At 51.8% G+C, this 23,097-nt stretch carries 25 protein-coding genes; 22 read left to right on the forward strand and 3 right to left on the reverse strand.

Features of this window, described 5'->3' with window-relative positions; genetic code table 11:
* Nucleotides 1-21 precede the first annotated feature (21 nt).
* Genes KG007_RS00495 through KG007_RS00510 form a run of 4 tightly spaced genes read left to right on the forward strand, consistent with a single transcriptional unit; the run spans nucleotide 22 to nucleotide 2,800 of the window.
* Nucleotides 22-1,236, forward strand: coding sequence for a M16 family metallopeptidase (locus tag KG007_RS00495; RefSeq protein ID WP_195460169.1), 1,215 nt, complete (start codon nucleotides 22-24; stop codon nucleotides 1,234-1,236).
* Nucleotide 1,237: 1 nt separating this feature from the next.
* Complete coding sequence (locus KG007_RS00500) at nucleotides 1,238-1,831, forward strand: type 1 glutamine amidotransferase family protein (RefSeq protein WP_213346830.1); 594 nt, start codon at nucleotides 1,238-1,240, stop codon at nucleotides 1,829-1,831.
* Nucleotides 1,831-2,478, forward strand: a complete 648-nt coding sequence (locus KG007_RS00505; RefSeq protein ID WP_213346832.1) for an O-methyltransferase — start codon at nucleotides 1,831-1,833, stop codon at nucleotides 2,476-2,478. Before KG007_RS00500 ends, KG007_RS00505 begins: the two co-directional genes overlap by 1 nt.
* Before the next feature lies 1 nt (nucleotide 2,479).
* Nucleotides 2,480-2,800 carry a nucleotide pyrophosphohydrolase gene (locus KG007_RS00510; protein WP_195460163.1) on the forward strand — a complete coding sequence of 107 codons (321 nt, stop codon included), beginning with the start codon at nucleotides 2,480-2,482 and terminating at the stop codon, nucleotides 2,798-2,800.
* Nucleotides 2,801-2,885: 85 nt separating this feature from the next.
* Here KG007_RS00510 and KG007_RS00515 read toward each other — a convergent pair whose 3' ends face one another.
* Nucleotides 2,886-4,628 carry a phospho-sugar mutase gene (locus KG007_RS00515; protein WP_213346834.1) on the reverse strand — a complete coding sequence of 581 codons (1,743 nt, stop codon included), beginning with the start codon at nucleotides 4,626-4,628 and terminating at the stop codon, nucleotides 2,886-2,888.
* 226 nt (nucleotides 4,629-4,854) lie between these two features.
* On the opposite strand from KG007_RS00515, the gene dnaA reads away from it, so the two are divergent.
* The 14 genes from dnaA to KG007_RS00585 all read left to right on the forward strand — a co-directional run bounded on the left by dnaA (nucleotide 4,855) and on the right by KG007_RS00585 (nucleotide 16,090).
* The gene (dnaA, locus tag KG007_RS00520; protein WP_195460154.1) at nucleotides 4,855-6,270 is read left to right on the forward strand and encodes a chromosomal replication initiator protein DnaA; all 1,416 of its coding nucleotides are present in this window, start codon (nucleotides 4,855-4,857) and stop codon (nucleotides 6,268-6,270) included.
* Nucleotides 6,271-6,468: 198 nt separating this feature from the next.
* On the forward strand, nucleotides 6,469-6,909 hold the full coding sequence (locus KG007_RS00525) for a DUF3795 domain-containing protein (RefSeq protein WP_249413201.1): 441 nt from the start codon (nucleotides 6,469-6,471) through the stop codon (nucleotides 6,907-6,909).
* 20 nt (nucleotides 6,910-6,929) lie between these two features.
* Entirely contained in the window at nucleotides 6,930-7,832 is a 903-nt protein-coding gene (locus KG007_RS00530) for a helix-turn-helix transcriptional regulator (RefSeq protein WP_195460152.1), read from the forward strand.
* Nucleotides 7,833-7,878: 46 nt separating this feature from the next.
* Complete coding sequence (locus KG007_RS00535; RefSeq protein WP_213346836.1) at nucleotides 7,879-8,403, forward strand: cupin domain-containing protein; 525 nt, start codon at nucleotides 7,879-7,881, stop codon at nucleotides 8,401-8,403.
* A 7-nt stretch (nucleotides 8,404-8,410) separates the two neighbouring features.
* Entirely contained in the window at nucleotides 8,411-9,262 is an 852-nt protein-coding gene (locus KG007_RS00540; RefSeq protein WP_213346838.1) for a GNAT family N-acetyltransferase, read from the forward strand.
* 190 nt (nucleotides 9,263-9,452) lie between these two features.
* Entirely contained in the window at nucleotides 9,453-9,665 is a 213-nt protein-coding gene (locus KG007_RS00545) for a hypothetical protein (RefSeq protein ID WP_195460146.1), read from the forward strand.
* Nucleotides 9,666-9,748: 83 nt separating this feature from the next.
* Entirely contained in the window at nucleotides 9,749-10,210 is a 462-nt protein-coding gene (gene bcp, locus KG007_RS00550) for a thioredoxin-dependent thiol peroxidase (RefSeq protein ID WP_213346840.1), read from the forward strand.
* Nucleotides 10,211-10,228: 18 nt separating this feature from the next.
* Entirely contained in the window at nucleotides 10,229-11,242 is a 1,014-nt protein-coding gene (recA, locus tag KG007_RS00555; RefSeq protein WP_213346842.1) for a recombinase RecA, read from the forward strand.
* A 3-nt stretch (nucleotides 11,243-11,245) separates the two neighbouring features.
* Nucleotides 11,246-13,465: a RelA/SpoT family protein gene (locus tag KG007_RS00560; RefSeq protein ID WP_195460141.1), complete on the forward strand. Its 2,220-nt coding sequence runs from the start codon at nucleotides 11,246-11,248 to the stop codon at nucleotides 13,463-13,465.
* 6 nt (nucleotides 13,466-13,471) lie between these two features.
* Nucleotides 13,472-13,945 carry a hypothetical protein gene (locus KG007_RS00565; protein WP_213346844.1) on the forward strand — a complete coding sequence of 158 codons (474 nt, stop codon included), beginning with the start codon at nucleotides 13,472-13,474 and terminating at the stop codon, nucleotides 13,943-13,945.
* 9 nt (nucleotides 13,946-13,954) lie between these two features.
* Nucleotides 13,955-14,218: a hypothetical protein gene (locus KG007_RS00570; RefSeq protein ID WP_195460137.1), complete on the forward strand. Its 264-nt coding sequence runs from the start codon at nucleotides 13,955-13,957 to the stop codon at nucleotides 14,216-14,218.
* Nucleotides 14,219-14,268: 50 nt separating this feature from the next.
* Nucleotides 14,269-14,562, forward strand: coding sequence for a hypothetical protein (locus tag KG007_RS00575; RefSeq protein WP_213346846.1), 294 nt, complete (start codon nucleotides 14,269-14,271; stop codon nucleotides 14,560-14,562).
* A 17-nt stretch (nucleotides 14,563-14,579) separates the two neighbouring features.
* On the forward strand, nucleotides 14,580-14,966 hold the full coding sequence (locus tag KG007_RS00580) for an HIT family protein (RefSeq protein ID WP_195460132.1): 387 nt from the start codon (nucleotides 14,580-14,582) through the stop codon (nucleotides 14,964-14,966).
* 659 nt (nucleotides 14,967-15,625) lie between these two features.
* On the forward strand, nucleotides 15,626-16,090 hold the full coding sequence (locus tag KG007_RS00585; RefSeq protein WP_213346848.1) for a helix-turn-helix domain-containing protein: 465 nt from the start codon (nucleotides 15,626-15,628) through the stop codon (nucleotides 16,088-16,090).
* 587 nt (nucleotides 16,091-16,677) lie between these two features.
* Here the strand turns inward: KG007_RS00585 and KG007_RS00590 are convergent.
* Nucleotides 16,678-16,980 carry an SPX domain-containing protein gene (locus KG007_RS00590; protein ID WP_213346850.1) on the reverse strand — a complete coding sequence of 101 codons (303 nt, stop codon included), beginning with the start codon at nucleotides 16,978-16,980 and terminating at the stop codon, nucleotides 16,678-16,680.
* 198 nt (nucleotides 16,981-17,178) lie between these two features.
* On the opposite strand from KG007_RS00590, the gene KG007_RS00595 reads away from it, so the two are divergent.
* The 4 genes from KG007_RS00595 to KG007_RS00610 are packed head-to-tail and all read left to right on the forward strand — an operon-like array spanning nucleotide 17,179 to nucleotide 21,318.
* Nucleotides 17,179-18,078 (forward strand): rolling circle replication-associated protein, encoded by a 900-nt coding sequence (locus KG007_RS00595; protein ID WP_213346852.1) that lies wholly within the window; start codon nucleotides 17,179-17,181, stop codon nucleotides 18,076-18,078.
* On the forward strand, nucleotides 18,069-19,829 hold the full coding sequence (locus KG007_RS00600) for a major capsid protein (protein ID WP_213346854.1): 1,761 nt from the start codon (nucleotides 18,069-18,071) through the stop codon (nucleotides 19,827-19,829). Before KG007_RS00595 ends, KG007_RS00600 begins: the two co-directional genes overlap by 10 nt.
* 2 nt (nucleotides 19,830-19,831) lie before the next feature.
* A complete protein-coding gene (locus tag KG007_RS00605; RefSeq protein ID WP_213346856.1) occupies nucleotides 19,832-20,170 on the forward strand; it encodes a hypothetical protein in 339 nt (112 codons plus the stop codon).
* 2 nt (nucleotides 20,171-20,172) lie between these two features.
* A complete protein-coding gene (locus KG007_RS00610) occupies nucleotides 20,173-21,318 on the forward strand; it encodes a hypothetical protein (protein ID WP_213346858.1) in 1,146 nt (381 codons plus the stop codon).
* 875 nt (nucleotides 21,319-22,193) lie between these two features.
* Here the strand turns inward: KG007_RS00610 and KG007_RS00615 are convergent.
* On the reverse strand, nucleotides 22,194-22,967 hold the full coding sequence (locus KG007_RS00615; protein WP_213346860.1) for a formate/nitrite transporter family protein: 774 nt from the start codon (nucleotides 22,965-22,967) through the stop codon (nucleotides 22,194-22,196).
* Nucleotides 22,968-23,097: the final 130 nt, after the last annotated feature.

Here is a 23,097-nt window from a genome sequence, read left to right on the forward strand (position 1 = left end):
TTAATCTTTAATTTTAATTGAATGGAATTCCAAACCTATACTCTTCCCAACGGCATCCGCGGTATCCACCGCCAGGTGCGCAACACCGTAGCGCACTGCGCGCTGGTGATCGACGCCGGAAGCCGCGACGAACACCCCGACCAGTACGGGCTGGCGCATTTCGCAGAGCATGCCTTCTTCAAGGGCACAGAGCGCCGGAAAGCGTGGCAGGTGAACTGCCGGCTGGAAAACCTCGGCGGGGAGCTCAACGCATTCACGACCAAGGAAGATACGACGATCCACGCCACAACGCTGAAAGGCGATTTTGCGAAAGCCGCGGAGCTGATCGCCGACATCGCCTTCCGCTCGACCTTCCCCGACCGGGAACTGGAACGCGAAAAGGAGGTGATCGTCGACGAGATAAACACCTACAAGGATTCGCCCGCCGACCTGATTTACGACACGTTCGAGGACATGCTGTTCGACGGTTCGGAGTTGGGACACAACATCCTGGGCCGCAAAGCGGCGCTGATGCGCTACGACGGCGATGCAATCCGCGCCTTCACGGCCCGCACGCACACCACGGACAGGATGGTTTTCTCGTCGATCGGCAACTTTTCGGCCAAGACTGCGGAGGCAATCGCCACACGCTATTTTGCCGGTCAGCCCGCTTCGCAGCGCCGTTTCGAAAGGGCAGCGCCCGCACCGTACACGGCTTTCGAAAAGACGGTCACGAAGCATACCCACCAGACCCACTGCATCATTGGCAACCGGGCCTTCGGCATCGGCGAGGAGCGGCGGCTGCCGCTGGCACTCGTGGTAAACATCCTCGGGGGACCGTGCGCCAACTCGCTGCTGAACGTCGTGGTGCGCGAGAAAAACGGGCTTTCGTACAACATCGAGGCTTCCTATACGCCCTATGGCGACACAGGCGTCGTAGCTATCTATTTCAGCTCGGACCACAGCAATGCAGAACAGTGCATCTCGCTGATCGAAGAGCAGTTGCGCAAACTGCGGACGACGCCGCTGACGGCACGCCAACTGTCGATGGCCAAGAAGCAGTTCATCGCCCAACTGGCCATATCGAGCGAAAGCAACGAAAGTTACATGCTCGGGGCAGGCAAAAGCCTGCTGACCCACGACGGCATCGACACGATGGAGCAGGTTTACGCCAAGGTCCGCGCCCTGACGGCAACACAGTTGACGGAAGTGGCGGAGGAGGTCTTTGCAAATATGTCACGGCTGATATACAAATGATATGAAAAAGGTACTGTTCGTTTTACTCGACGATTTCGCAGACTGGGAAGGAGCATTCCTCGCATCGGCCCTCCGGGCAGGCGTCATGCCGGGGCGCCCGGGAAGCTACGAGGTCGAATACGCCGCTCCCGGGGGCCGCGAGGTCCGCTCGATCGGCGGCATGACGGTGACGCCCGACCGCGGCACGGCAGAACTGCCGGCAGCGTGTGCGGCCCTGGTCCTCATCGGCGGCATGAGTTGGAATACGCCCCAGGCCGAAACGATTGTCCCGCTGGTGCGGGAAGCACTCTCGCGGGGAATCCTCGTGGGGGCCATCTGCAACGCTTCGGCATTTTTGGCGGCGCACGGGTTCCTGAACAACGTGAAACACACCGGGAACACGCTCGAACTGCTCCGGGAATGGGGCGGCGCGAAGTACACAGGCGGAGACCTCTACGAGGAGCGGCAGGCGGTACGCGACGGGAATATCGTGACGGCCAACGGCACGGGCTACCTCGAGTTTACACGCGAGTGCCTGCTGTGGCTCGAAGCCGACACCCCGGAGGCGGTCACCGCGTCGTACGAATTCAACAAACACGGATTTTACAGGGAATAATGGACCCGCTCGAACGATATATTCACGATCTCTCGGAACCCGAGGAAGCGCTGCTCCACGAACTCGACCGCGAGACCAACCTGCGGGCCATTGCACCGCGGATGATCTCGGGGCACATCCAGGGCCGCCTGCTGGAGATGCTCGTGCGAATGCTCCGGCCGCGGCGGGTGCTCGAAATCGGGACTTTCACGGGCTACTCGGCACTTTCGATGGCCGCAGGACTGGAGGACGGAGCCGAACTGCACACCGTCGAGGTGGACGACGAGCTGGAAGAGTTTATCCGGTCGTATTTCGACCGCAGTGAACACGGACATAAAATCCGCCTGCACATCGGTTCTGCGCTGGAAATCGCCCCAAAGCTGGGCGGGGAGTTCGACCTCGTGTTCATCGACGGCGACAAGCGCGAATACCCGGCTTACTACCGGATGCTGATGGGTGACGACAACGGCAAGCCGTTGGTTCACAGCGGCTCGGTACTGATCGCCGACAACATCCTCTGGTCGGGAAAGGTCGTGCAGCCCGTGGCGCACAACGACCGCCACACACAGGCGCTTATCGAATTCAACCGCCTGGTAACCGACGATCCGCGCGTCGTGAACGTCATCCTCCCGCTGCGCGACGGACTTAACCTAATCCGCATCCGATAGTATGGAAATCAAAGAATTACAGGAACGCGTAGACGCCTGGATCAAGGAGTACGGCGTACGCTATTTCTCGGAACTGACCAACATGGCCGTATTGACCGAAGAGGTGGGGGAGTTAGCCCGCGTGATGGCCCGCAAATACGGCGACCAGTCGTTCAAGGCAGGCGAGAAGGAGAATCTCGCCGACGAAATGGCCGACGTGCTGTGGGTATTGGTGTGCCTCGCCAACCAGACGGGCGTCGACCTGACGGCAGCCCTCGAAGCCAACTTCGCCAAGAAAACAGCCCGCGACAAGGAACGCCACCACAGCAATCCGAAGCTGTAACCGCAAGGAGAAGGGCCGCAATAAACGAAATATCCCGGAACTAAAAGTTCCGGGATATTTCTCATTAACAGGGTAGCGGGGGAGTCTACTCCAGTTTGAGGTCTCTCTTGATGCCTTCGATCTTGGCGTCGAGCTCGGCGAGAACTTCGTCGAAGTCGGCAACCGAAGCCAGCGGCTCCTTGACGCCGAAGTAGAACTTGATCTTGGGCTCCGTGCCCGACGGACGCACCGAAACCGTCGTGCCGTCCTCGGTGAACCATTGCAGCACGTTGCTGCTGTCCTGTTCGATCGCGGTCTTCGCACCGGTTTTCACATCGAGCGTTTCGAGCGACTGGAAGTCGTTGATCTTCACCACAGGCGATCCCAGGATCGTCTTGGGCGGGTTCTGGCGGAAATCGACCATCATCTTTTGGATCAGTTCAGCGCCCTCCTTGCCCTTACGGACCACCGAAACCAGGCCTTCGCGGTAGAAACCGTACTTCACGTAGAGTTCCTGCAACCACTCGTAGAGCGTCAGGCCCATCGTATCCATAGCCCATGCGGCAGCCTCGGCAGCCAGCGAGCAGGCCGACACGGCATCCTTGTCGCGCACGTAGTCGCCGGCAAGGTAGCCGAACGACTCTTCGCCGCCGCCGATATATTTAGCTTTGCCTTCGTTCTCGCGGATGATCTTGGCGATATACTTGAAGCCCGTGAGGCAGTCGTAGCACTTCACCTTGAAGTAGTCGGCCACGGCATTGGCCATCTGCGACGTTACGATGGTTTTCACGACATACTGGTTACCGTCCAGCTCGCCGCGCTCGGCCCAGCGGGTCAACTGGTAGCTCAGCAGCAGCACGAGCGTCTGGTTACCGTTGAGCAGCACGTACTCGCCCTTCTTGTTGCGCAGCGCAACGCCGATACGGTCCGAGTCGGGGTCCGTAGCCAGCACCAGGTCGGCCCCCTCCTTCGCGGCGAGGTCGATGGCCATCGACATGGTCTTGCGCTCCTCGGGATTGGGAGACTCGACGGTGGGGAAGTTGCCGTCGATGACAGCCTGCTCCTTCACCATGATCACGTTCGTAAAGCCGAATTTCTTCAGCGACTCCGGAACTAGGCGGACGCCTGCGCCGTGCATCGGCGAATAGACGATCTTCATGTCGTGGTGCTTCTTCACGCTTTCGGGCGAAAGCGAGAGTTCGTGCACCTTATTTAAATAAATTTCGTCGAACTTCTCGTCCAGGATGGTGATGTTTTCCGGATTCTTCCCCGTGAGGATCATGTTCACGTCGGTAATCTTCGCAACTTCGGCGATGATATTCTTGTCGTGGGGCTCGGTAACCTGCGAACCGTCGGTCCAGTAGGCCTTGTAACCGTTGTACTCCTTGGGGTTGTGCGAGGCCGTAACGACCACGCCCGAATGGCATTTCAACTCGCGGATCGCGAAGCTCAGTTCAGGCGTCGGACGCAGTGTGTCGAAGAGGAAAACGGTGAAGCCGTTCGAGGCGAAAATGTCGGCCACGCGCTCGGCAAACATGCGTGAATTATTGCGGCTGTCGTGGGCCACGGCCACACGCACCTGTTCGCCTGCGAAGTTCTTCTTGAGGTAGTTCGAAAGCCCCTGCGTAGCAGCACCCACGGTGTAGACGTTCATACGGTTGGAACCCACGCCCATGATGCCGCGCAGGCCGCCCGTACCGAATTCGAGATCTTTGTAGAAACTCTCCACAAGCTCTTTCATATCGTTATCCATCAGGTATTTAACCTGCTTTTTCGTCGCTTCGTCATAGTGGCCGTCCAGCCAGCTCTGCGCTTTCTTGAGAACCAATTGTTCCAGTTCGTTTGCCATAAGTTTTATTAGTTTTATTTATAGTTTGACTTCGGGTGTCCCAAAAATTTTATATGCAAATGTACGAAATAAAAATCGATTATTCACTATCAAGGAGTTAAAATTGAGACATCGGAAACCGTTGTTTTTCTATATATAAAAAAAGGATATTTGCAACATAAAAACCAAAATCTTTTTGCAAAATTATTCACAACTTTGTCACATCAAAAATAGTGCAACCCTTATCATGTTAAACAACACACGGACATATAGCGATATGTGGCAAAACTGCTTGGACCAGATCAAGGCCCGGACCTCCGCCGAGGAGTTCGAGAAGTGGTTTCAGCCCATCGTTCCGCTCGAATTCGACGGCACGACGCTTCGTCTGAGGGTTCCCAACGAAAGTTACGTCCGCCAGATCGAGAAGAACTACATCCCGTTCCTCAAGCCGATCATTTCGCAGCTCTACGGACAGCAAACCCGTCTCCACTACGCCGTGCCCCGCACGACGGCTCCGGCGGCGGTCCCCGTGGCGGCCGATTCGGACACGACGGCCATCTCGCGCTTCAATACGCAGACCAACACTGCAAATATAAAGAATCCCTTCGTAATTCCGGGGCTCAAGAAGATAATTATCGACCCGCAGCTGAATCCGAACCTCACGTTCGCGACCTTCATCGAGGGCGAGTGCAACCGACTGGCCCGCTCGGCGGGTATGTCCGTCGCGGTAAATCCGGGCAACAACCCCTTCAATCCCCTGTATATATATGGAGATTCGGGGCTGGGCAAAACCCACATCGTGCAGTCGATCGGCCACGAGGTGCGCCAGCGCCATCCGGAGTTGCAGGTGCTCTACGTCTCGATGAACAAGTTCCAGGCGCAGTTCCAGACAGCCTACAAGAACGGCGAGATTCCCGACTTCATCCATTTCTACCAGATGATCGACGTGCTGATTATCGACGACATCCAGGAGTTGACCGGAAAGACGGGCACGCAGAACGCCTTCTTCAATATCTTCAACCACCTGCAGCTCGCAGGCAAGCAGTTGATCCTCACGTCGGACAAACCGCCCGTGGAGTTGAAGGACATCGAGCAGCGGCTGCTGACCCGCTTCAAGTGGGGGTTGTCGGCCCAGCTCAACACACCGGACTACGACACGAAGCTCAAGATCATCCGCGCCAAGGCGCAGAAACTCGGAGCGCAGATCACGGACGACGTGGTGGCGTACCTCGCGGACAACATCTCGGCGAACGTACGTGAAATCGAAGGAGCGCTCTCGTCGCTGGTGGCGAACGCCTCGTTCCTCGGACGCAAGATCACCACGTCGCTGGCCAAGGAGATCCTGAAGGTATACGTGAAACTCTACCAGAAGGAGATCACCATCGACCACATCATCGAGGTCGTATGCGAATACCTCAATCTGGACTTCGCACGCTTCAACTCTACGGAGCGTACGCGCGAAATCGCCCAGGCCCGGCAGATCGCCATGTATCTGGCCAAGCAGCACACCAAAGCGCCGCTCACGACGATCGGATCGGCGATCGGCGGCCGCAACCACGCCACGGTGCTCCACTCGTGCAAGGCCGTGTCGAACCTCATCGAGACCGACAAGGCATTCCGCCGCCAGGTCGAGGAGATCGAAAAGAAAGTGCTCGCCCAATAGGGTACACATACCGCCGATGCAAACAGAGGGTCGTGACAGATTTTGTCACGACTTTTTTGTATATCCGGTATCGTAACACACTTTTGGAAACCGGTTCGTTATCCGGAGCCGGCTGCAATCCGGTTTTGCTCCGTACCCGGTTTTTCGTATCTTTGTAAGGCCGGCGCCGGTCGTTCCGGCCCCCAAAACAGGAATCGAATGGATTTTCACGCAAAAATGATCGCCCCGTGCGGCCTCGATTGCAGCGTTTGCATCGGGGCGCTGCGCGAAGAGAACCCCTGCACCGGATGCTGGGGTCCCGACGACACGAAACCGGAATTTTGTTCCTCGCGATGCAGGATCGCGACCTGCGCAGTCCGCAAAACGCTGCCCGGCGGCTTCTGCGACGAGTGTCCGCAATATCCCTGCACCGAAACGACGGAGCGGGAAAACCGCTATATGAACGATTATCCGCTGAGCGAATCGCCGATGGATAACCTGGCGTTCATCCGCAAAGAGGGAATGGCCGCATTCCTGGAGCGCGAACGGGCAAAATGGAGCTGCCCCTCGTGCGGCGGCACGATCTGCGTCCACACGGGATGCTGCGCCGCCTGCGGAACGGCCCATGCGCACCGGAAATCCCGGCCGGAACAGCCTTGAAATCACTGAACATAAGATACATGGACCAACCCAAACTCGAACGCCTGCTGCGGCTGATGAAACTGCTGACGGCAAACACCACCTACAACGTCGACCAACTGGCCGAACGGCTCGACATGTCGCGCCGAACGGTGTACCGGTATATCGACACCTTCCGCGAAGCGGGGTTCGTCATCAAGAAATCGGGCGACTGCATTCGTCTCGACAAGGAGTCGCCGCACTTCCGCGACATCTCGCAGTTGGTACACTTCACCGAGGAGGAGGCCGTGATCCTGAAAAACGCCATCGAGAACATCGACGACACCAACATGCTCAAACAGAACCTCAAGCGCAAACTCTACTCGGTCTACGACAACAAGACGCTGGCCGACACGGTCGTGCGGGGCAAGAATGCCCCGAACATCCGGCGGTTGATCGAAGCCATCGAAGAGCGGCGCCAGGCGGTACTGCACGGCTATCAGTCGGCGCACGGCGGGGAGGTCCGCGACCGTATCGTAGAGCCTTTCGCCTTCACGACCAACTATGTACAGGTATGGTGCTACGACCTGGAGGATTGCAGCAACAAACTCTTCAAAACCTCGCGCATCGGGTCCGTAGAACTGGCCGGAACAGCGTGGGAGCACGACGGGGAGCATCGCGAGGGATTCATCGACGCCTTCCGCATGCACGGCGGGGCGCGCCATCGTGTGCGGCTGGAGCTGGGAATACTGGCTTACAACTTGCTGTGCGAGGAGTATCCGCTGGCCGAACGGGACCTCAAACCGTTGGGCCGGGGACGCTGGTCGCTCGACACGGAGGTAGCCGGGATGGCCGGGGTAGGACGCTTCGTCATGGGACTGCTGGACGACATCCGCATCGTCGATTCCCCGGAACTGAAGAACTACATCCGCGAATATATTGCGGTAAACACCCCGAAAGCGTAAATTTTTTACTATATTTAGACACACACAACAATTAAATGCAAGCGATATGAAACAAAACCACTTACTGACCGCCGGCGTACTGTGCCTGACATTCGCGGCCGCATCCTGCTGCCGGCAGGCGCCTGCGCCACCTGAAAAAACCGCATCCGAACCCGTCTCCCTGAAAGATTACGGAGCCGAGCCCACGGTGCTGAATATCGAGACTTACACGCTCTCGAACGAAAATTTCCGGACTGCGCTGTGGACGGGCGGCAACCTGCAGGTAACGCTGATGTCAATTCCCGCGGGCGGCGACGTAGGCCTGGAGCAGCACCACGACATCGACCAGTTCCTGCGCGTGGAGGAAGGCACGGGCCAGGTGATGATGGGCGACAGCGAGGACAACCTCGACTTCGTGCGGGAAGTATCGGACGATTTCGCTATCATGGTTCCGGCCGGAAAGTGGCACAACATTGTCAACAAAGGCGACAAACCGCTGAAAATCTATTCGATATACGCTCCGGCGGAACATCCCCACGGCACGGTCCACAAAACCCAGCAGGAGGCCATGGAGGCCGAACACCATCATTAAACAGCCGATGGAATTAAAATCCCTGGCCGGTATCGGCTTCGAAACGCTATACGACGCTTTCGCGAAAGCTTTTGCCGACTACGAAGTCCGGATCGACGGGCCGCAACTCCAGAAAATGCTGCGGCGGCGCGGTTTTGTGCCGGAACTGTCGTTCGCGGCGTTCGAAGGGGAGCAGATCACAGCCTTCACGCTGAACGGCATCGGAAATTACGACGGTGTTCCGACGGCTTACGACACGGGAACCGGGACACTCGAAGCCTACCGGGGGCAGGGTCTCGCTACGCGGATTTTCGAACACTCGATCCCTTATCTGAAGAAGGCAGGTATCGGCCGATACCTGCTGGAGGTTCTCCAGCACAACGCAAAAGCCGTTTCGGTCTACCGGAAACTCGGATTCGAGGTCACGCGCGAATTCAATTATTTTTCACAGGAAACGGCCCGAATCGACCTTCCGGCAAAGGTTTCGGATTTCCCGTACTCCGTCCGCCGGATCGACATCGCCGAACACGACACGATTCCCGGATTCTGGGATTTCCGGCCCTCGTGGCAAAACAGCCCCGAATCCGTCGAAAGGGCATCGGGCGACCTAGTCAGCCTCGGAGTATTCGACGGGGATACGCTGGCAGGGTACTGCGTTTTCGAACCCGGCTCGGGGGATGTTACCCAGATCGGAGTAGACAGAAGGCGGAGAAGACAGGGTATCGGATCGGCCCTGCTCCGGGAAATGGCCGGACTGAGCCGAAACGGTATCCTGAAGGTTGTCAATACGGATACCGGCTGCGAGGCGATCACCCGCTTGCTCGAAAACCGGAACATTCCCGTCCGGGGAAAACAGTTCGAAATGATCAAAACACTCTGAAAAATCCGATCCCTGCCGTCTTGCCGATGGCAGGGATTGTTCCCCAAAAACGACTACAACCCAAAAACCTTCGGTCCATTCGGGCAAGGCGATGCGTTCAGATTGTCGATTTCACACATTTTTTTAACTGTGTCACAAGTTGACACAAATAAGCCGTTCCTTTGTAACGTGAACCAAAAACAAAACGACAATGGGAACAGCTTACAAAATCAAGTGCAAGCACTGCGGAGCGCAGTTCGAGCACTCCATGCAGCCGGGGTACGGCCTGCTGCCGATGTGCGTCGGATGCGGCGAATACGTCGAGACCGAGACAGCCATCCGGTGTCCGGCCTGCCTGCACCGGCTCAACACCACACAGGAGGAATTCAACGCGCAGATCGAAGTGACCTACCAGTGGGATTAGGCCGCAAAAAAGTCGCCGCGAAAGCGTGGAAATCGCCGGAAATTTCATATCTTTGAAAAATAATTCCTTTTCCCGAAAACGCTATGACACAGTTACAGGTGGGGGAGATGGCCCCCGATTTCAAGTCCACGACCCAAGACGGTGAAGCACTGACGCTTGCCGACCTTCGCGGACAGCGTACGATACTTTACTTCTACCCAAAGGACAACACTTCGGGTTGTACGCTCGAAGCCAAAAGCCTGCGCGACGGCAAGGCCGAGCTGGCGCAGATGGGATTCAGGATCATCGGCGTAAGCCCCGACAGCGAGAAGTCGCACCGCAGCTTCTGCGACAAACACGAGCTGAATTTCACGCTGCTCTCCGACACCGACCACTCGGTTTGTGAGGCATACGGCGTGTGGGCCGAGAAGTCGATGTACGGACGTAAATACATGGGCGTGCTGCGCACGACGTTCGTGATCGACGCCGAAGGCCGCATCGAGAAGATTTTCACCAAGGTGGACACCAAGAACCACTACCAGCAAATTATCGATTCCTATAAATAGCAAACAACAAAACGCAATATGGCAGAAAAAGCACAGGTAAATGCGGACAAACTCAAAGTCTTGGACGCAGTAATGCAGAAAATAGAGAAGGACTTCGGCAAAGGCTCGATCATGCGCATGAACAGCACCGAGGTGAACGACATCCCGGTCATTCCGACGGGTTCGATCACGCTCGACATGGCGCTCGGGGTAGGCGGCTACCCCAAAGGCCGCGTCGTGGAGATTTACGGCCCCGAGTCGTCGGGTAAGACCACGCTGGCAATCCACGCCATCGCCGAAGCACAGAAGGCCGGCGGCATCGCGGCTTTCATCGACGCCGAGCACGCTTTCGACAGTTTCTACGCCCAAAAACTCGGCGTAGATGTCGACAACCTGCTGATTTCGCAGCCCGACAACGGCGAGCAGGCGCTCGAAATCGCCGATTCGCTGATCCGCTCGAGCGCCATCGACATCATCGTCATCGACTCCGTAGCGGCGCTGACGCCGAAGGCCGAGATCGAAGGCGAGATGGGCGACTCGAAAATGGGCCTCCAGGCGCGACTGATGTCGCAGGCGCTGCGTAAACTCACGTCGAGCATTTCGAAGACCAAGACCGTCTGCATCTTCATCAACCAGCTGCGCGACAAGATCGGCGTCGTTTACGGTAATCCCGAGACCACGACGGGCGGTAACGCACTGAAATTCTACGCCTCGGTGCGTATCGATATCCGCCGCATGTCGGTCATCAAGGACGGCGAGGACCAGCTGGGAACCCGCACCAAGGTTAAAGTGGTGAAGAACAAGGTGGCGCCCCCGTTCAAACGCGCGGAGTTCGACATCATGTTCGGCGAAGGCATTTCGAAGATCGGCGAAATCGTCGACCTGGGCGTCGACTACGGCGTTGTCAAGAAGGCCGGTTCGTGGTTCTCCTACGGCGACCGCAAGATCGGACAGGGCCGCGACGCGGTCAAGGAGCTGCTGAAAACCGACGAGGAACTGCGCAACGAGATCGAAGCGAAGGTCCGCGAGGCCATGAAGAACAAAAAGGAGTAACGTATGGGGTATACTGCCGAGGATGAAGTACTTATAAAGGAAAAATGGGAGGACCTCCTGCTGTCGTGCACCAAGATTTGCAAGAACGACGAGGACTGGAACTTTATCAAACGCGCATTTTTCCTGGCCAAGGAGGCACATGAGGGGGTAAGGCGCCGCTCCGGCGAGCCATACCTCCTGCATCCTATTGCAGTAGCCAAGATCGTCATCGAGGAGATCGGACTGGGCGTGAAATCGGTCGTAGCAGCGCTGCTGCACGACGTTGTGGAGGATACAGAGTATTCCGTGGAGGACATGGAACGCATCTTCGGCCCCAAAATCGCCTCGATGGTCGACGGACTGACGAAGATGTCGGGCGTATTCAACGCCGACACCTCCGAGCAGGCCGAATATTTCCGCAAGGTACTCCTCACGCTCTCCGACGACGTGCGGGTTATCCTGATAAAGATCGCCGACCGACTGCACAACATGCGCACGCTGGGGGCGATGCCCATGAACAAGCAGATCAAGATCACAGGCGAGACAATCTACCTCTTCGCACCGCTGGCTTACCGGCTGGGCCTCTACTCGATCAAAAGCGAACTGGAGGACCTCTGTATGAAGTACCGTTTTCCGCAGCAGTACGCCGAAATCACGCAGAAACTGCGCGAAAGCGAGGCTTCACGCCGGGAGTTCATCGACAAATTCAATGCCCCGATCATCGCGGCGCTCAACCGCGACAATATTAATTACGAGATTTCGGGACGCGTGAAAAGCGTCTACTCGATCTGGAGCAAGATGCAGCGCAAACAGATTACCTTCGAGGAAATTTACGACCTGTTCGCCATCCGCATTGTTTTCAAGTCGCTGCCTTTTCCCTCGGAAAAGACCCAATGCTGGCAGATTTACTCCACGATCACCGATATTTACACCCCCAAGCCCGACCGGTTGCGGGATTGGATTTCGATGCCCAAGGCCAATGGCTACGAGGCGCTGCATTCGACCGTAATGGGTCCCGACGGGGTATGGGTCGAGGTGCAGATTCGCACGCAGCGCATGGAGGACATCGCCGAACGCGGATTCGCCGCCCACTGGAAATACAAGCATGCGACCATTTCGCAGGACGAAGACGAATTCGACAAGTGGCTGAAACAAATCCGCGCGGCGCTGAACAGCCCGACGGAGAATGCCGTGGACTTCCTGGACAACTTTAAGTTATCGCTGTATACATCGGAAATAGTGGTGTTTACACCGAAGGGCGAAGCCCGGAAAATGCCGTTCGGAGCCACCGCCCTCGACTTTGCATACGACATCCACTCGAAGATCGGCAACAGCGCCATCAGCGCTAAGATCAACCACAAACTCGAACCGATCACCACACAGATCAACAGCGGCGACCAAATCGAGATCATCACGGCCGACAACGCCCGGCCCAAGCCCGAATGGCTCGAAATAGCGACCACGGCGAAGGCCAAGCAGTCGATCAAGAGTTTTCTGAAACGCGAGCGGCAGAATAACATCGAGCGGGGTATGCAGATGCTGGACGAGAAGATGAAGTCGCTGAATGTCAAGCTCAGCGGCCGCGTTCTGCGCAAGATCACCCCTATTTACGACAGCAAAAACAAGGAGGAGTTATACAGCAAAATCGGCGCGGGAATCGTCTCGCTCGACAACCTGGACAAAGCCCTCAAAGTCAACTCCAAGAGCAAGATACTCAAGTTCTGGACCCTCTTCATTCCCAAAAAGGAGGAGGAAGAGGCGGACGACATGCCCATTCCGGGCGAAATCGCCCCGGCGGAAGAGGCTCCGGCCGCAGATCCTCAATTCGAGATCGCAGAGTGCTGCAAACCCATTCCGGGCGATAAAGTGGTAGGGTATCGCGACCCTGCAAGCGGGAACATCATCGTCCACAAGGCAACGTGCGACGAACTCAACCGCCTTGCAACACAGTTCGGCCGCAACATTGTCAAGGAGGAGATCAAATGGTCGCAGCACAAGGCGATGTCCTACCTGGTAACCATGGAGTTGCGCGGCATCGACCGGCAGGGTATCCTGTTGGACCTGGCAAAGCTCGTAAGCGCCGATTTCAACATCAACATCCGCGAAGTGAACATCCACAGCCACGACGGCATCTTCGAAGGCAGCATAAGTCTCTACGTAAAAGACGCCGAAGGCCTGCATGCCGTAATGGACAAGGTACGCAAAATAAAGGGTATAGAGAGTGTCAAACGAACATTAAGCTAAACGGTTATGGAGGATTTTGCATCTGTCATATGGATCGTAATCATCGTAGGCGCGATGATATTCAACGTCGTATCGCAATCGCGCAAAGCCCGCGGAAAGGGCGGTCACGCCCCCCAGCACGGCGAAGCCTGGCCTTCGTCCGCGACCCAGACGCCCGAATCGGCTCCGAGACCGGCGCTCCGCCCGGAATTGCAGCCCGTTACGCCCGCTTTTCCGGACGAATGCCAAAGCCTGGAGGAGATTCCCGCCCAGGAGTATATACCCGAATATACAGAGCTGAAAGCCGCCGATTCCAAGCATTTCCGGCATCAGGCCACCGATCTGTCCAAGCACAACGCAGAAACGGACGAAATTGCAGCCCATTCCCTGACGAACAACGCGCCGGAAACGGCGGCAACAGGCCTGGTCGAAGAATTCAACCTCCGGCAGGCAGTGATTTACTCGGAGATACTGAAGCCCAAGTTCGAGGAACATCTTTAATATGCAGCCATGACACCCGAGGAATTACGCTGGCGGGCAAGTGCTTATGATCCGGACAAGGCGAAACGCAATCTGAAACTGCAATACATCCTGCTCGGATGCGCTATCGCCGCAAGTATCGGATGGGGAATTTACTTATTCTGTACCGATGTCATCTCCCGAGCGGACTGGTTTGGAGCGCTGGGGATCGCCCTCTCCCTCATCAGCATCCTTCTCGGCATTGTCAATAACAGGCGCATCCTCTCGAAAAAAAAGCCGTGGGGCGACATTTAGCAGCCACACACTCTTTCCATAGCAGAAAAATCTCAATAAACAGCAACGATATGACACCCCAAGAAGAGAAATGGCTGGAGGAATACCGACGGCGGAAAGCCGTAGAAACGGCCAAGATGCAATACCGGGTACTTTGGATCTGTGGAGTGCTGTTCGCGGTATGGGCGATTATCCTGCTTTTTTCGGAACCGGGCAGCAAGTTTACATTTTCGGACAGCCTGCTTCTGATGATGATCGTCATCAACGCGGGCATGGCCATACGGGAACTTATCCGCAGTAAACGAATCGCCGCAGGCAAAAAAAACGCCGAAACGACGGGCTACGACACGGAAGAATCACGATAACTTTAAAATCAAGTAATATGGCAACTATTTTTTCACGTATCATTGCGGGGGAGATCCCGTCGTACAAAGTAGCCGAAAATGAGGACTACTACGCATTTCTCGACATCAATCCGCTCACGAAAGGCCACACGCTGGTCGTCCCCAAAAAAGAGGTAGACTACATTTTCGACCTCGACGATCGGACATTGGCGGGCATGATGGTCTTCGCCAAAGAGGTTGCAGGTAAAATCAAGCGGGAAATAGCGTGCGCAAGGGTCGCAGTGGTCGTTTTAGGGCTCGAAGTACCCCACGCACACATCCATTTAATCCCCATTCAAAGCGAAAATGACGTGGATTTCCACCGCGAAAAGCTTAAATTAACGCCGGAAGAGTTCCGCGAAATCGCCGATAAACTCTCGAAATAAGAGATTGTTAACAAATATATAACAGTCTGAATTTAAGCCGGATAGTGAGTTATAAACACTATCCGGCTCTTTTTTATTTAACATAATATATCCGAAATCCTTAGATGTTAATAATTTGTTAGATAAGGATTCGGAAATACTCCAAAAATACCTCAAATTTTACAGAATAGGGTAGCGTATTTACAAATGTAAATGACACTTCCCTGCTCAAATCTCTGCATTGATTACATTTGTAAATCATATGATCGTACAACATCTGTTAATAGTTACATTTGGAAGAAGTCTGCAAAACTCTTGTAAACCTTCCTAAAAGGGATATATCGTACGGGTTAAAACATTAAACATAGTGCGATATATATATTAATTACCAGTTATTTATATAGTTTAATTAAAGCTACGCAACACCTAACAGCAAGGTTATGGATCGTTAGTGCGTATATACCGTAATTTGGCATCATATCACATAATAAACAAAGAAAAACCAGCTACTTAAGTATTATTATATAAAATAATACTTCAATAGATTGATTAGGGTCATATTTAACCATATTGTTTTATTTACACTTGTAAACTTTATCCACACTTATTAACATTTTACAAATGTAGATTCTGCTTGTTTTACAAAAGAAAAAACTTTATATTTGTAAAAAATTACGTCGATGAAGGAAAAAATGCTCGATTTGATGAAAAGTGAAGGTTTGAAGCCCAGCCAACTCGCCGAGCTGCTCGGAATCAAACCGGCGGGAATCTCTCATATTCTCGCCGAACGAAACAAACCGAGCTTCGACATGCTACAAAAGATTCTCCGGAGGTTTCCCCGGCTCAATCCCGACTGGCTGCTGCTCGACTCAGATAAAATGTATCGTGACGACACAGACGGTACTCCCAGGCAACCTGCGCCAACTGCGGCTGCCGGCCCGGCGATCACTGACGGATTATTCGGAGCATCCGGAAGTTCGCCGACCAAGGCTCCGCATAAGGAGGCAACCTCGGCGATACCCGAAAATTCGGTTCCGACAACTGCTGTTCCGTTTCCCGGGACCCGGACGGATGTGGCTGTCCGGCGGATCGTGGTATTATACGACGACATGACCTTCGAGAGTTTTACCCCGACAAAGCGCTAAAATTCCTCGCCGAGAAAAAATTCCCGAATATCGCACGTACAGGAAGATAAAATTAATGATAATACAAGGCCGAAGCCCACAACGAAACCGTTGTTGTCCGCGCGGAATTTTCAGATCCGTCCGGACTTGAGTTTGCATCCGTAAACGCGGAACCTGAGCGTAAGCGTAAGTGGATCACTCCGGAAACAAACAAACCGTCCGCCAGCCTCAAACAATATGAAATAAGACTAAAAAAGCACCCCAAAAACGGAGTGCTTTTTTGTTTGCGAACATCTCGGCACACAACGTGCTGGGATCAGATTTGAATTAATATTACTATTATGTTAAATAATAGTTCAGAGCTTTAATAAGTGGTTCATAATCGGAACATTGATACATTTGTTAAATTCATTAATAGTAACATTATGTACAATGGAAAAATTTAAAGCATTATTGAAGTCTAAAAAATTCTGGACTTTGGTTGCGGCTATTGTTGCCGCTTTTACGGCGTTTTTCACTACGTCGTGTTCTGCCTCCGCTCGTGTTCAGCGTTCTGGTATTCACATTGACACTGTTCGTGTCGATTATATTATTCGTTCTCGTAACGTTCAAACCGCTTCCGTATGTCCAACAGATCTATTCAACCCGATTCGTCCGCTTTCGACCCCGACGTTTGGCCAGTTTATACCTGCGTCTGGAACCTTTACCACCATTGCGATCACTATGAATTCTCTGGTGATACCGTTTGTTGGGTCTTCCTTCTCAAGGAGAAACCTTACGCCGATCTTCTGCGGATTTATGAATCCTTCAAGTTTTATGAAGTTAATTTCTGTTCCCGTGTCGAACAGGAATTGTTCGATGGTCCCGAGTGGCCTATCGGTCGCGTCCTTATCTCCTGTTCTATCCTGCATCTCTGGGGAAAAATGTTTGATTGCCTTCGTACCGATTGCCTTCGTGAAAAGGTCTCGCCGTCGCGGCGGCCGTCGCGGAAAGCCTCGTCCTTCAACAAAAACAGTTACTCTCGGCGGTAGTCATCTTTAGGTATCTGTTCTATGTGTAGTAGTCAGATTACCATTATAAACCCCCGTTATCGCAAGGATGCCGAAATTTTGAAGGTTAATGTCCGTCATTTTAATGATCGTGAAGATTATCGCCTTCGTGTTCCTTGTGGTCATTGTGATGAATGCTTAAAAAAGCGCCAGCAACAGTGGTTTTCTCGTGCTAATCATATTATGAAGCGTTTGCACTTAAAGCCCGAACAATGTCTTTTTTGTACGTTCACCCTTAAACCGGAGGTTTATGAAAAGGCTAAAGAGAAACCTTATTTAGAGGTTCGTCGTTTTATTGATCGTCTCCGTAAGCACCCCCGCTTTCGCTATAAGGACCCGGTTACTAAACGTTACCGTTATCGTAAGGTTAAATTCCCTTACTTTTTCGTTGTTGAGTTTGCTGATGGTAAAACTGCCGCTAAGCGTGGCCGTTGTTCTACACATCGCATGCACTACCATGCTATATTGTTTAACTGTCCTCTTTATTGGTGGCAGGTTCGTGATCTTTGGCAGGGTGATGTTGTTGATGAATCTTGTGGCTGGTATACTGGCCTCGGTAAGGCTGAGGTATCGCCTCTTGAATCTGAAGCAGGTGTTCGTTATGTGCTTAAATATATGACTAAGGATTGCAAGGCACATCAATTCCTTTCAGATATCGACGCTCGCAAAAATGGTAAATTGATTGTTTCACATGGTTTTGGCCGTCTCTCGAAGGAGGATATAAAAGTTATGCGTGAGAGTATGATGAAAAATTCCTCTTCGTGGTTCTGTCACTTTATTAATAACTACCGCTATTCGATTCCTCGGTATTGGAAGGTTGCCTGTTTTTCGAAGGAGGAGATTAAGTGTCGTAACGATTCGCTAGTTCCGTCGATTCTTTGGCAAATGGTTCAACATAAGTACCGAGATTTTTCTTATCATCATAAACGTGCAATTTATAATATACTGTTATGGCCTTAATGTTTCTTTCTCGGCGTCGTAATAAGTTGAGTAATGTGAATCTTTCGCATACCAACCCTACTACCCTTGCGCCGGGTAATCTTATTCCGATTTCGTTTACTCGTATTGTGAGTGATCGCAAATATCGTTTTCAGCCTTCCGCCTTTGTGCAGGCCTTCCCGATGAATGCACCGCTTGTTAATGGTTTCAAGCTTTGCCTGGAATATTTTTTTATTCCTGATCGTCTTTATAACGCCGATCTTCTTCTTGATTTTACGGGTGTTACTTCGGAGCCTGATAATGTCAAATATCCTTCTTTGAAACCCACTACCTTAAATTCTGTTCTTTCTTTTGATGATAAGGCTGGTGTTTCTTTGGATGCTCAGAACATTGTTTCGCCCGGTTCTTTGGCTGATTATATGAATTTTCCCGTTGGTTTTGCTCCTATTGCCACTGACTCTGCTCAATGGACTCGGCGTTATAATATGTTGAAAGCGGTTGGTTATTTGGATGTAGTTTATAATTATTACATTAATCAGCAAATTCCCGGTATCCCTACTGCTTCATATAATTATAATGAACTTGGAGCAGTTAATTTCTTTTTTCTTGTTCAGACTATCGGGGATTTTCTTCGTACGCTTAAAACTTCTTCCGATCCGGCGCAGGCTATTGATAAGTGGCTTGCTGATACGAAGCCTTCTTTTGATAAGGATTATGACCAGCAACTTATGTCTTGGGCATGGCTTTGCTCGCGTAAATCTATTTTTCAGCGTTGTCTTCCGCCCTACTATCTTGAATCTTGGCTCGCTACCTCTGGATATCAGGATGCTGAAATTAAGGTCGATCTTGATGCTGACGGTCAAACGATTTCTATGCGCAACATTTCATCCATGTCGCACATTCAACGCTGGCTTGATCTCGCTATGGCTGGCGGTTCTCGGTATTCCGACTATACGAATGCCGAATTTGATGTTTCGCGTGTTAAGAACGCTTCTACCCCTGTTTTCCTTGGTGCTGATCGTCAGTATCTTGGTTCGAATGTTATTTATCAGACTACTGGTGCTGGTGATTCTTCGAGCCCGCTGGGTGCTTTTGCTGGTCAGTCCTCTGGTGGTGAGAAGTTCCGTACTCGTACTTTTTCGTTCGGTGAGCCCGGTTATTTCATGGTGATGGCTTCGCTTGTTCCGGATGTGATTTATTCCCGTGGTCTTGACCCGTTCCTTGAAGAACTTACGCTTGGTGATTCTTACGCTCCTGCTCTTGATAATATTGCTATGGAGCCTCTTATGATTCGGGAACTTAATTCTGTGCCTATTTATACCTCTGTTGAATCCGATAATATTACTTTGCAACCTTATAATATTACCGAGAATACTGCGGTTGGTTATGTTCCCGCTTGGTCGAAGCTTATGCAGGTTGTTAGCCGTTCGCATGGTCGCTTAACTACGGAACTTGCGTATTGGCTTCTTGATCGTTCCTATGGGTATATTCGGGATGCTGATCTTGCTAACTTCAAATCTATTCGTGATTTTATCGAGGCTGGTTTGAACGAAGGTTCTATTACCTATGAACGTGCTGAAGCAGTTCTCGCTCTTTTAGAGCGTACTTGTTCTGATGTTGGCCTTTCGTATTCGCCGTATATCCTTCCGAATGCTTATAATAATGTTTTTGCGGATATTTCGAATGAGGCCCAGAATTTTGTTGTTACCTTCTCTGCTTCGGCTTCTGCGCTTCGTGAGAAGTCTAAAGTTAATGTTCCTACAACTCTTTAATTATGAAAAAAGAATTTAATTTTGCAGATATCCCCGCGACTATGTCGCGTTGTTGTCGTAGTCGTGTTCGTGGTTGTTTTCCGTCTACTTCTGAGGATGATTTGCTTTGCGGTGTTCGTCCGCTTTCGGATCAGATTCGTTCGTTTCGCGCTGGTGGCCTTCCCCTTGGTACTCGTGAACTTGGAGATGGTAATTATGACGAGGATGATTCTATTGAAGTTGATCCTTCTGTTGATCCCGGTCTTGATCGTTTTGAGAGGTCTGAGGCTATTGCCGGTATGATTTCTTCCCGTATGGCGAGGAAGCATAAGGAAAAGTTAGAACAGGCTAAAACCGAATAGCTATGCCTTTTTTATCAACTGCTTTAGGAATTGGCGCCCTTTTAGGGGGCGCCAGTTCTGCCGGTTCTGCTATTGCTTCCGGTTCTATGAATCGTAAAAATCGTAAATGGCAGGAAAAGATGTATAAGCAGCAGGTCGCTGATCAGCGTGAAAATGCCCAGTGGCAGTGGGATAAATCCCGTGAGTATGCTGAATGGTCGTATAAGAATTTTGAATCTCCTAACGCTCAGCGTGCCGCCAATAAGGCCGCAGGTATTAATCCGTTTTTTGATGGCTCTGCTATACAATCTATGGGTGCTACTCAAGGTGCTGGTTCTGCTCCGGAATCCGGTTCCGTTCCTTCTCATGGTCCGTACCAGAATAATCCGATGTCTAATATTCAGGCTGGTGCTTCTTCTCTTCGTGAGGCTGCTATGCAGAATGTTCAGGCACAGAATATTCAGGCACAGACCGAGTATACTAACGCTCAGCGTTTGAAGACTATGGCCGAGACTAAAGGTCTTGAGAATGCTAATAGCCTCTTTGATATTGTTAAGGCTACTGCGGAATCTGATCTTGTTTCGAAGCGTTTCCGTAATGTTCTTGATGAAGTTCAAGCCCGCTTGGCTGAAGCTAATGCTATTGCCGATCTTGATCAGAAGCGTGCTAAAGTCGCTGAAATTTGGTCTCAGTATGAAAGTAATCTTGCTTCTGCGGCTAAGACTGATGCGGATCGCATGACTGTTGAACTTCTTCGTGATGGCCAGAAACGTGCACAGGAAGCAGGTATTTCGCTTATTGAGGCTCAGACCCAGACCGAAGGTGCTAAGCAAGCTAATCTTGCTTCTGATACCGATCTTAAGCGTGCTCAGTCTGAAACTGAAAATGCTTTGCGTGATGGCCGTGTACGTCTTACTTCTGAGCAGGCTAATAAAGTTGTTCGTGATGTGTTTGGTGCTGAAATTTCTAATCAGAGGGAAGCCGCTGAATTGGCTCGTGTTCTTTCCGGTACTGAGAAGTCTTCTTCTATGTGGTCTCTTTTTGATAAGATTCTTGATACTAAACTCCGTGGTATTACTGGTCCTCGTGCTTCTGAACTTCGTGATGAATATTATCGTCGATTTATTTCCACGGTTGCAGGTGATTATGTATCTTTATCCGGTAAATAGTTAAGATATGGATGTGTATTCAGTAATTCTTGCAATGTTTTTTGTAGTATTTGTCCTTATTTGTGCGTTATTGGTGTCTGTTATTCGACATCTTTGGCGTAAGTCTAAGTAGTATTAACCCCGGCCTTTATGACCGGGGTTTTTGTTGCGTTAAACTCACCAGCGTTAGCTGGTAAATACTCCGATAATATGCCGCTTATCTCCTACTGCTATGCTATTGCAGATTTGCACTGGTAGCACATTGATTACTGATGTCCGCTACTGGCATATTATCAGTACTCGCCGCCGAAGTACCGTCTTCGGCGTGCGCAATATTGGTTGCAAAAGGCATTTCCCTTGTCAATATATGCCAGATGTGGAAACGGTATCTCAACCGAGGTTCCATATCGGTTTTGCTATATAGTAAAAATATATAAATGCGTCGCAGACACCTTTAGGAGGGAGAGCCCGAGAGGGAACCGATACGAATTGTTATTCAGGTCTGTCAGCTATCTGCGCGCGTGCGCGTTTCGCGTACGTGTGTGTGATTGCTGGTCATGTCTGAATAATCGGATGGGTCCCCTCTCGGCTTATCTCAACGTGTTTAATGACGTTGAACTATAAAACATCTGAAAAAAAATATCTGCCCTCAGATCGTCTCTAAGCACCGTTTTCGGTGGACCGCTCGTGCAGCGTTGCAAGAAAAATTTGCAAATGTAAAATCTTTTACATATGTTTGCTCTCGCAATCCTATTTCGTTCTTTGGCTCCCCTACTGTCGATTTCTTCGATGGTAAACACTCTACCCTCTTGTTCCGGTTTTGAGTTTTCAATACTTACTATTATGTTAAATTATATGGTTGATAAATGATTATCAACTGATTATACCTTTTATAACTACTTATTAGCGTACCAGTAGATGCCTCCGACGAAGGCTGCACCGCCGACAATATTACCCAAGGTGGCAGGAATGAGATTGGCAAAGACAAAATCCGCCAAAGTGACTGAGGCTCCATGCATCATACCCAGCGGAATGAAAAACATATTGGCGACGCTGTGTTCATAACCGATTGCTACAAAGCACATTACAGGAAAAAACAGGCCCAATATCCGGCCAGCTACATCGTTGGCACTCAGCCCCATCCACACAGCAAGGCACACCAGCCAGTTGGCGCCGACACCACGCAGAAACACCATCAGCCACGGCATCGAAACCTTCGCTTCGGCAACCCCGACAGCCGCAGAATACCACGACTCGGCAGAGAGCATCCCGGGAAGTTTCACGAAAAAATAGGCAAAGAACAGGGAGCCGATAAAATTGCCGATATATACCAACGTCCAATTTTTCAATACCTTACACCATCCATAGCGTCGTCCTAACGCTCCGGGGACCAATACGGCATTGTTGCCTGTGAAGAGTTCCGCTCCCGCGAAAACGACCAGCATAAGACCCAGCGGGAAAACAAGGCCCGAAAGCAGCCGCTGCAAGCCCGGCTCTGAGGCCATTGCCGGGAAGCCATACCCTATCACAATGGAAAACAAGCCTCCCATAGCGATATAAGCTCCGGCAAGGAATGCAAGAATCAGGACTTTACGAACAGGTAACGAAATTTTATCGGAGGCGGATTTTTCCACCAGGGCGAGGACCTCTTTCGGGTTATTGATCGGCATACAGGGATTTTAATCGGGGGCCAAAGATAAACATTTCAGCCGAAACGACAAAAAAATGGCTCTCGGGAATGGTCCAAATATCGGCCGGAGCGATGTCAAAGACTCGCAATATATCGGACAATACAATGCG

It is taken from the genome of Alistipes montrealensis (assembly GCF_018362775.1).
Lineage (GTDB): Bacteria > Bacteroidota > Bacteroidia > Bacteroidales > Rikenellaceae > Alistipes > Alistipes montrealensis.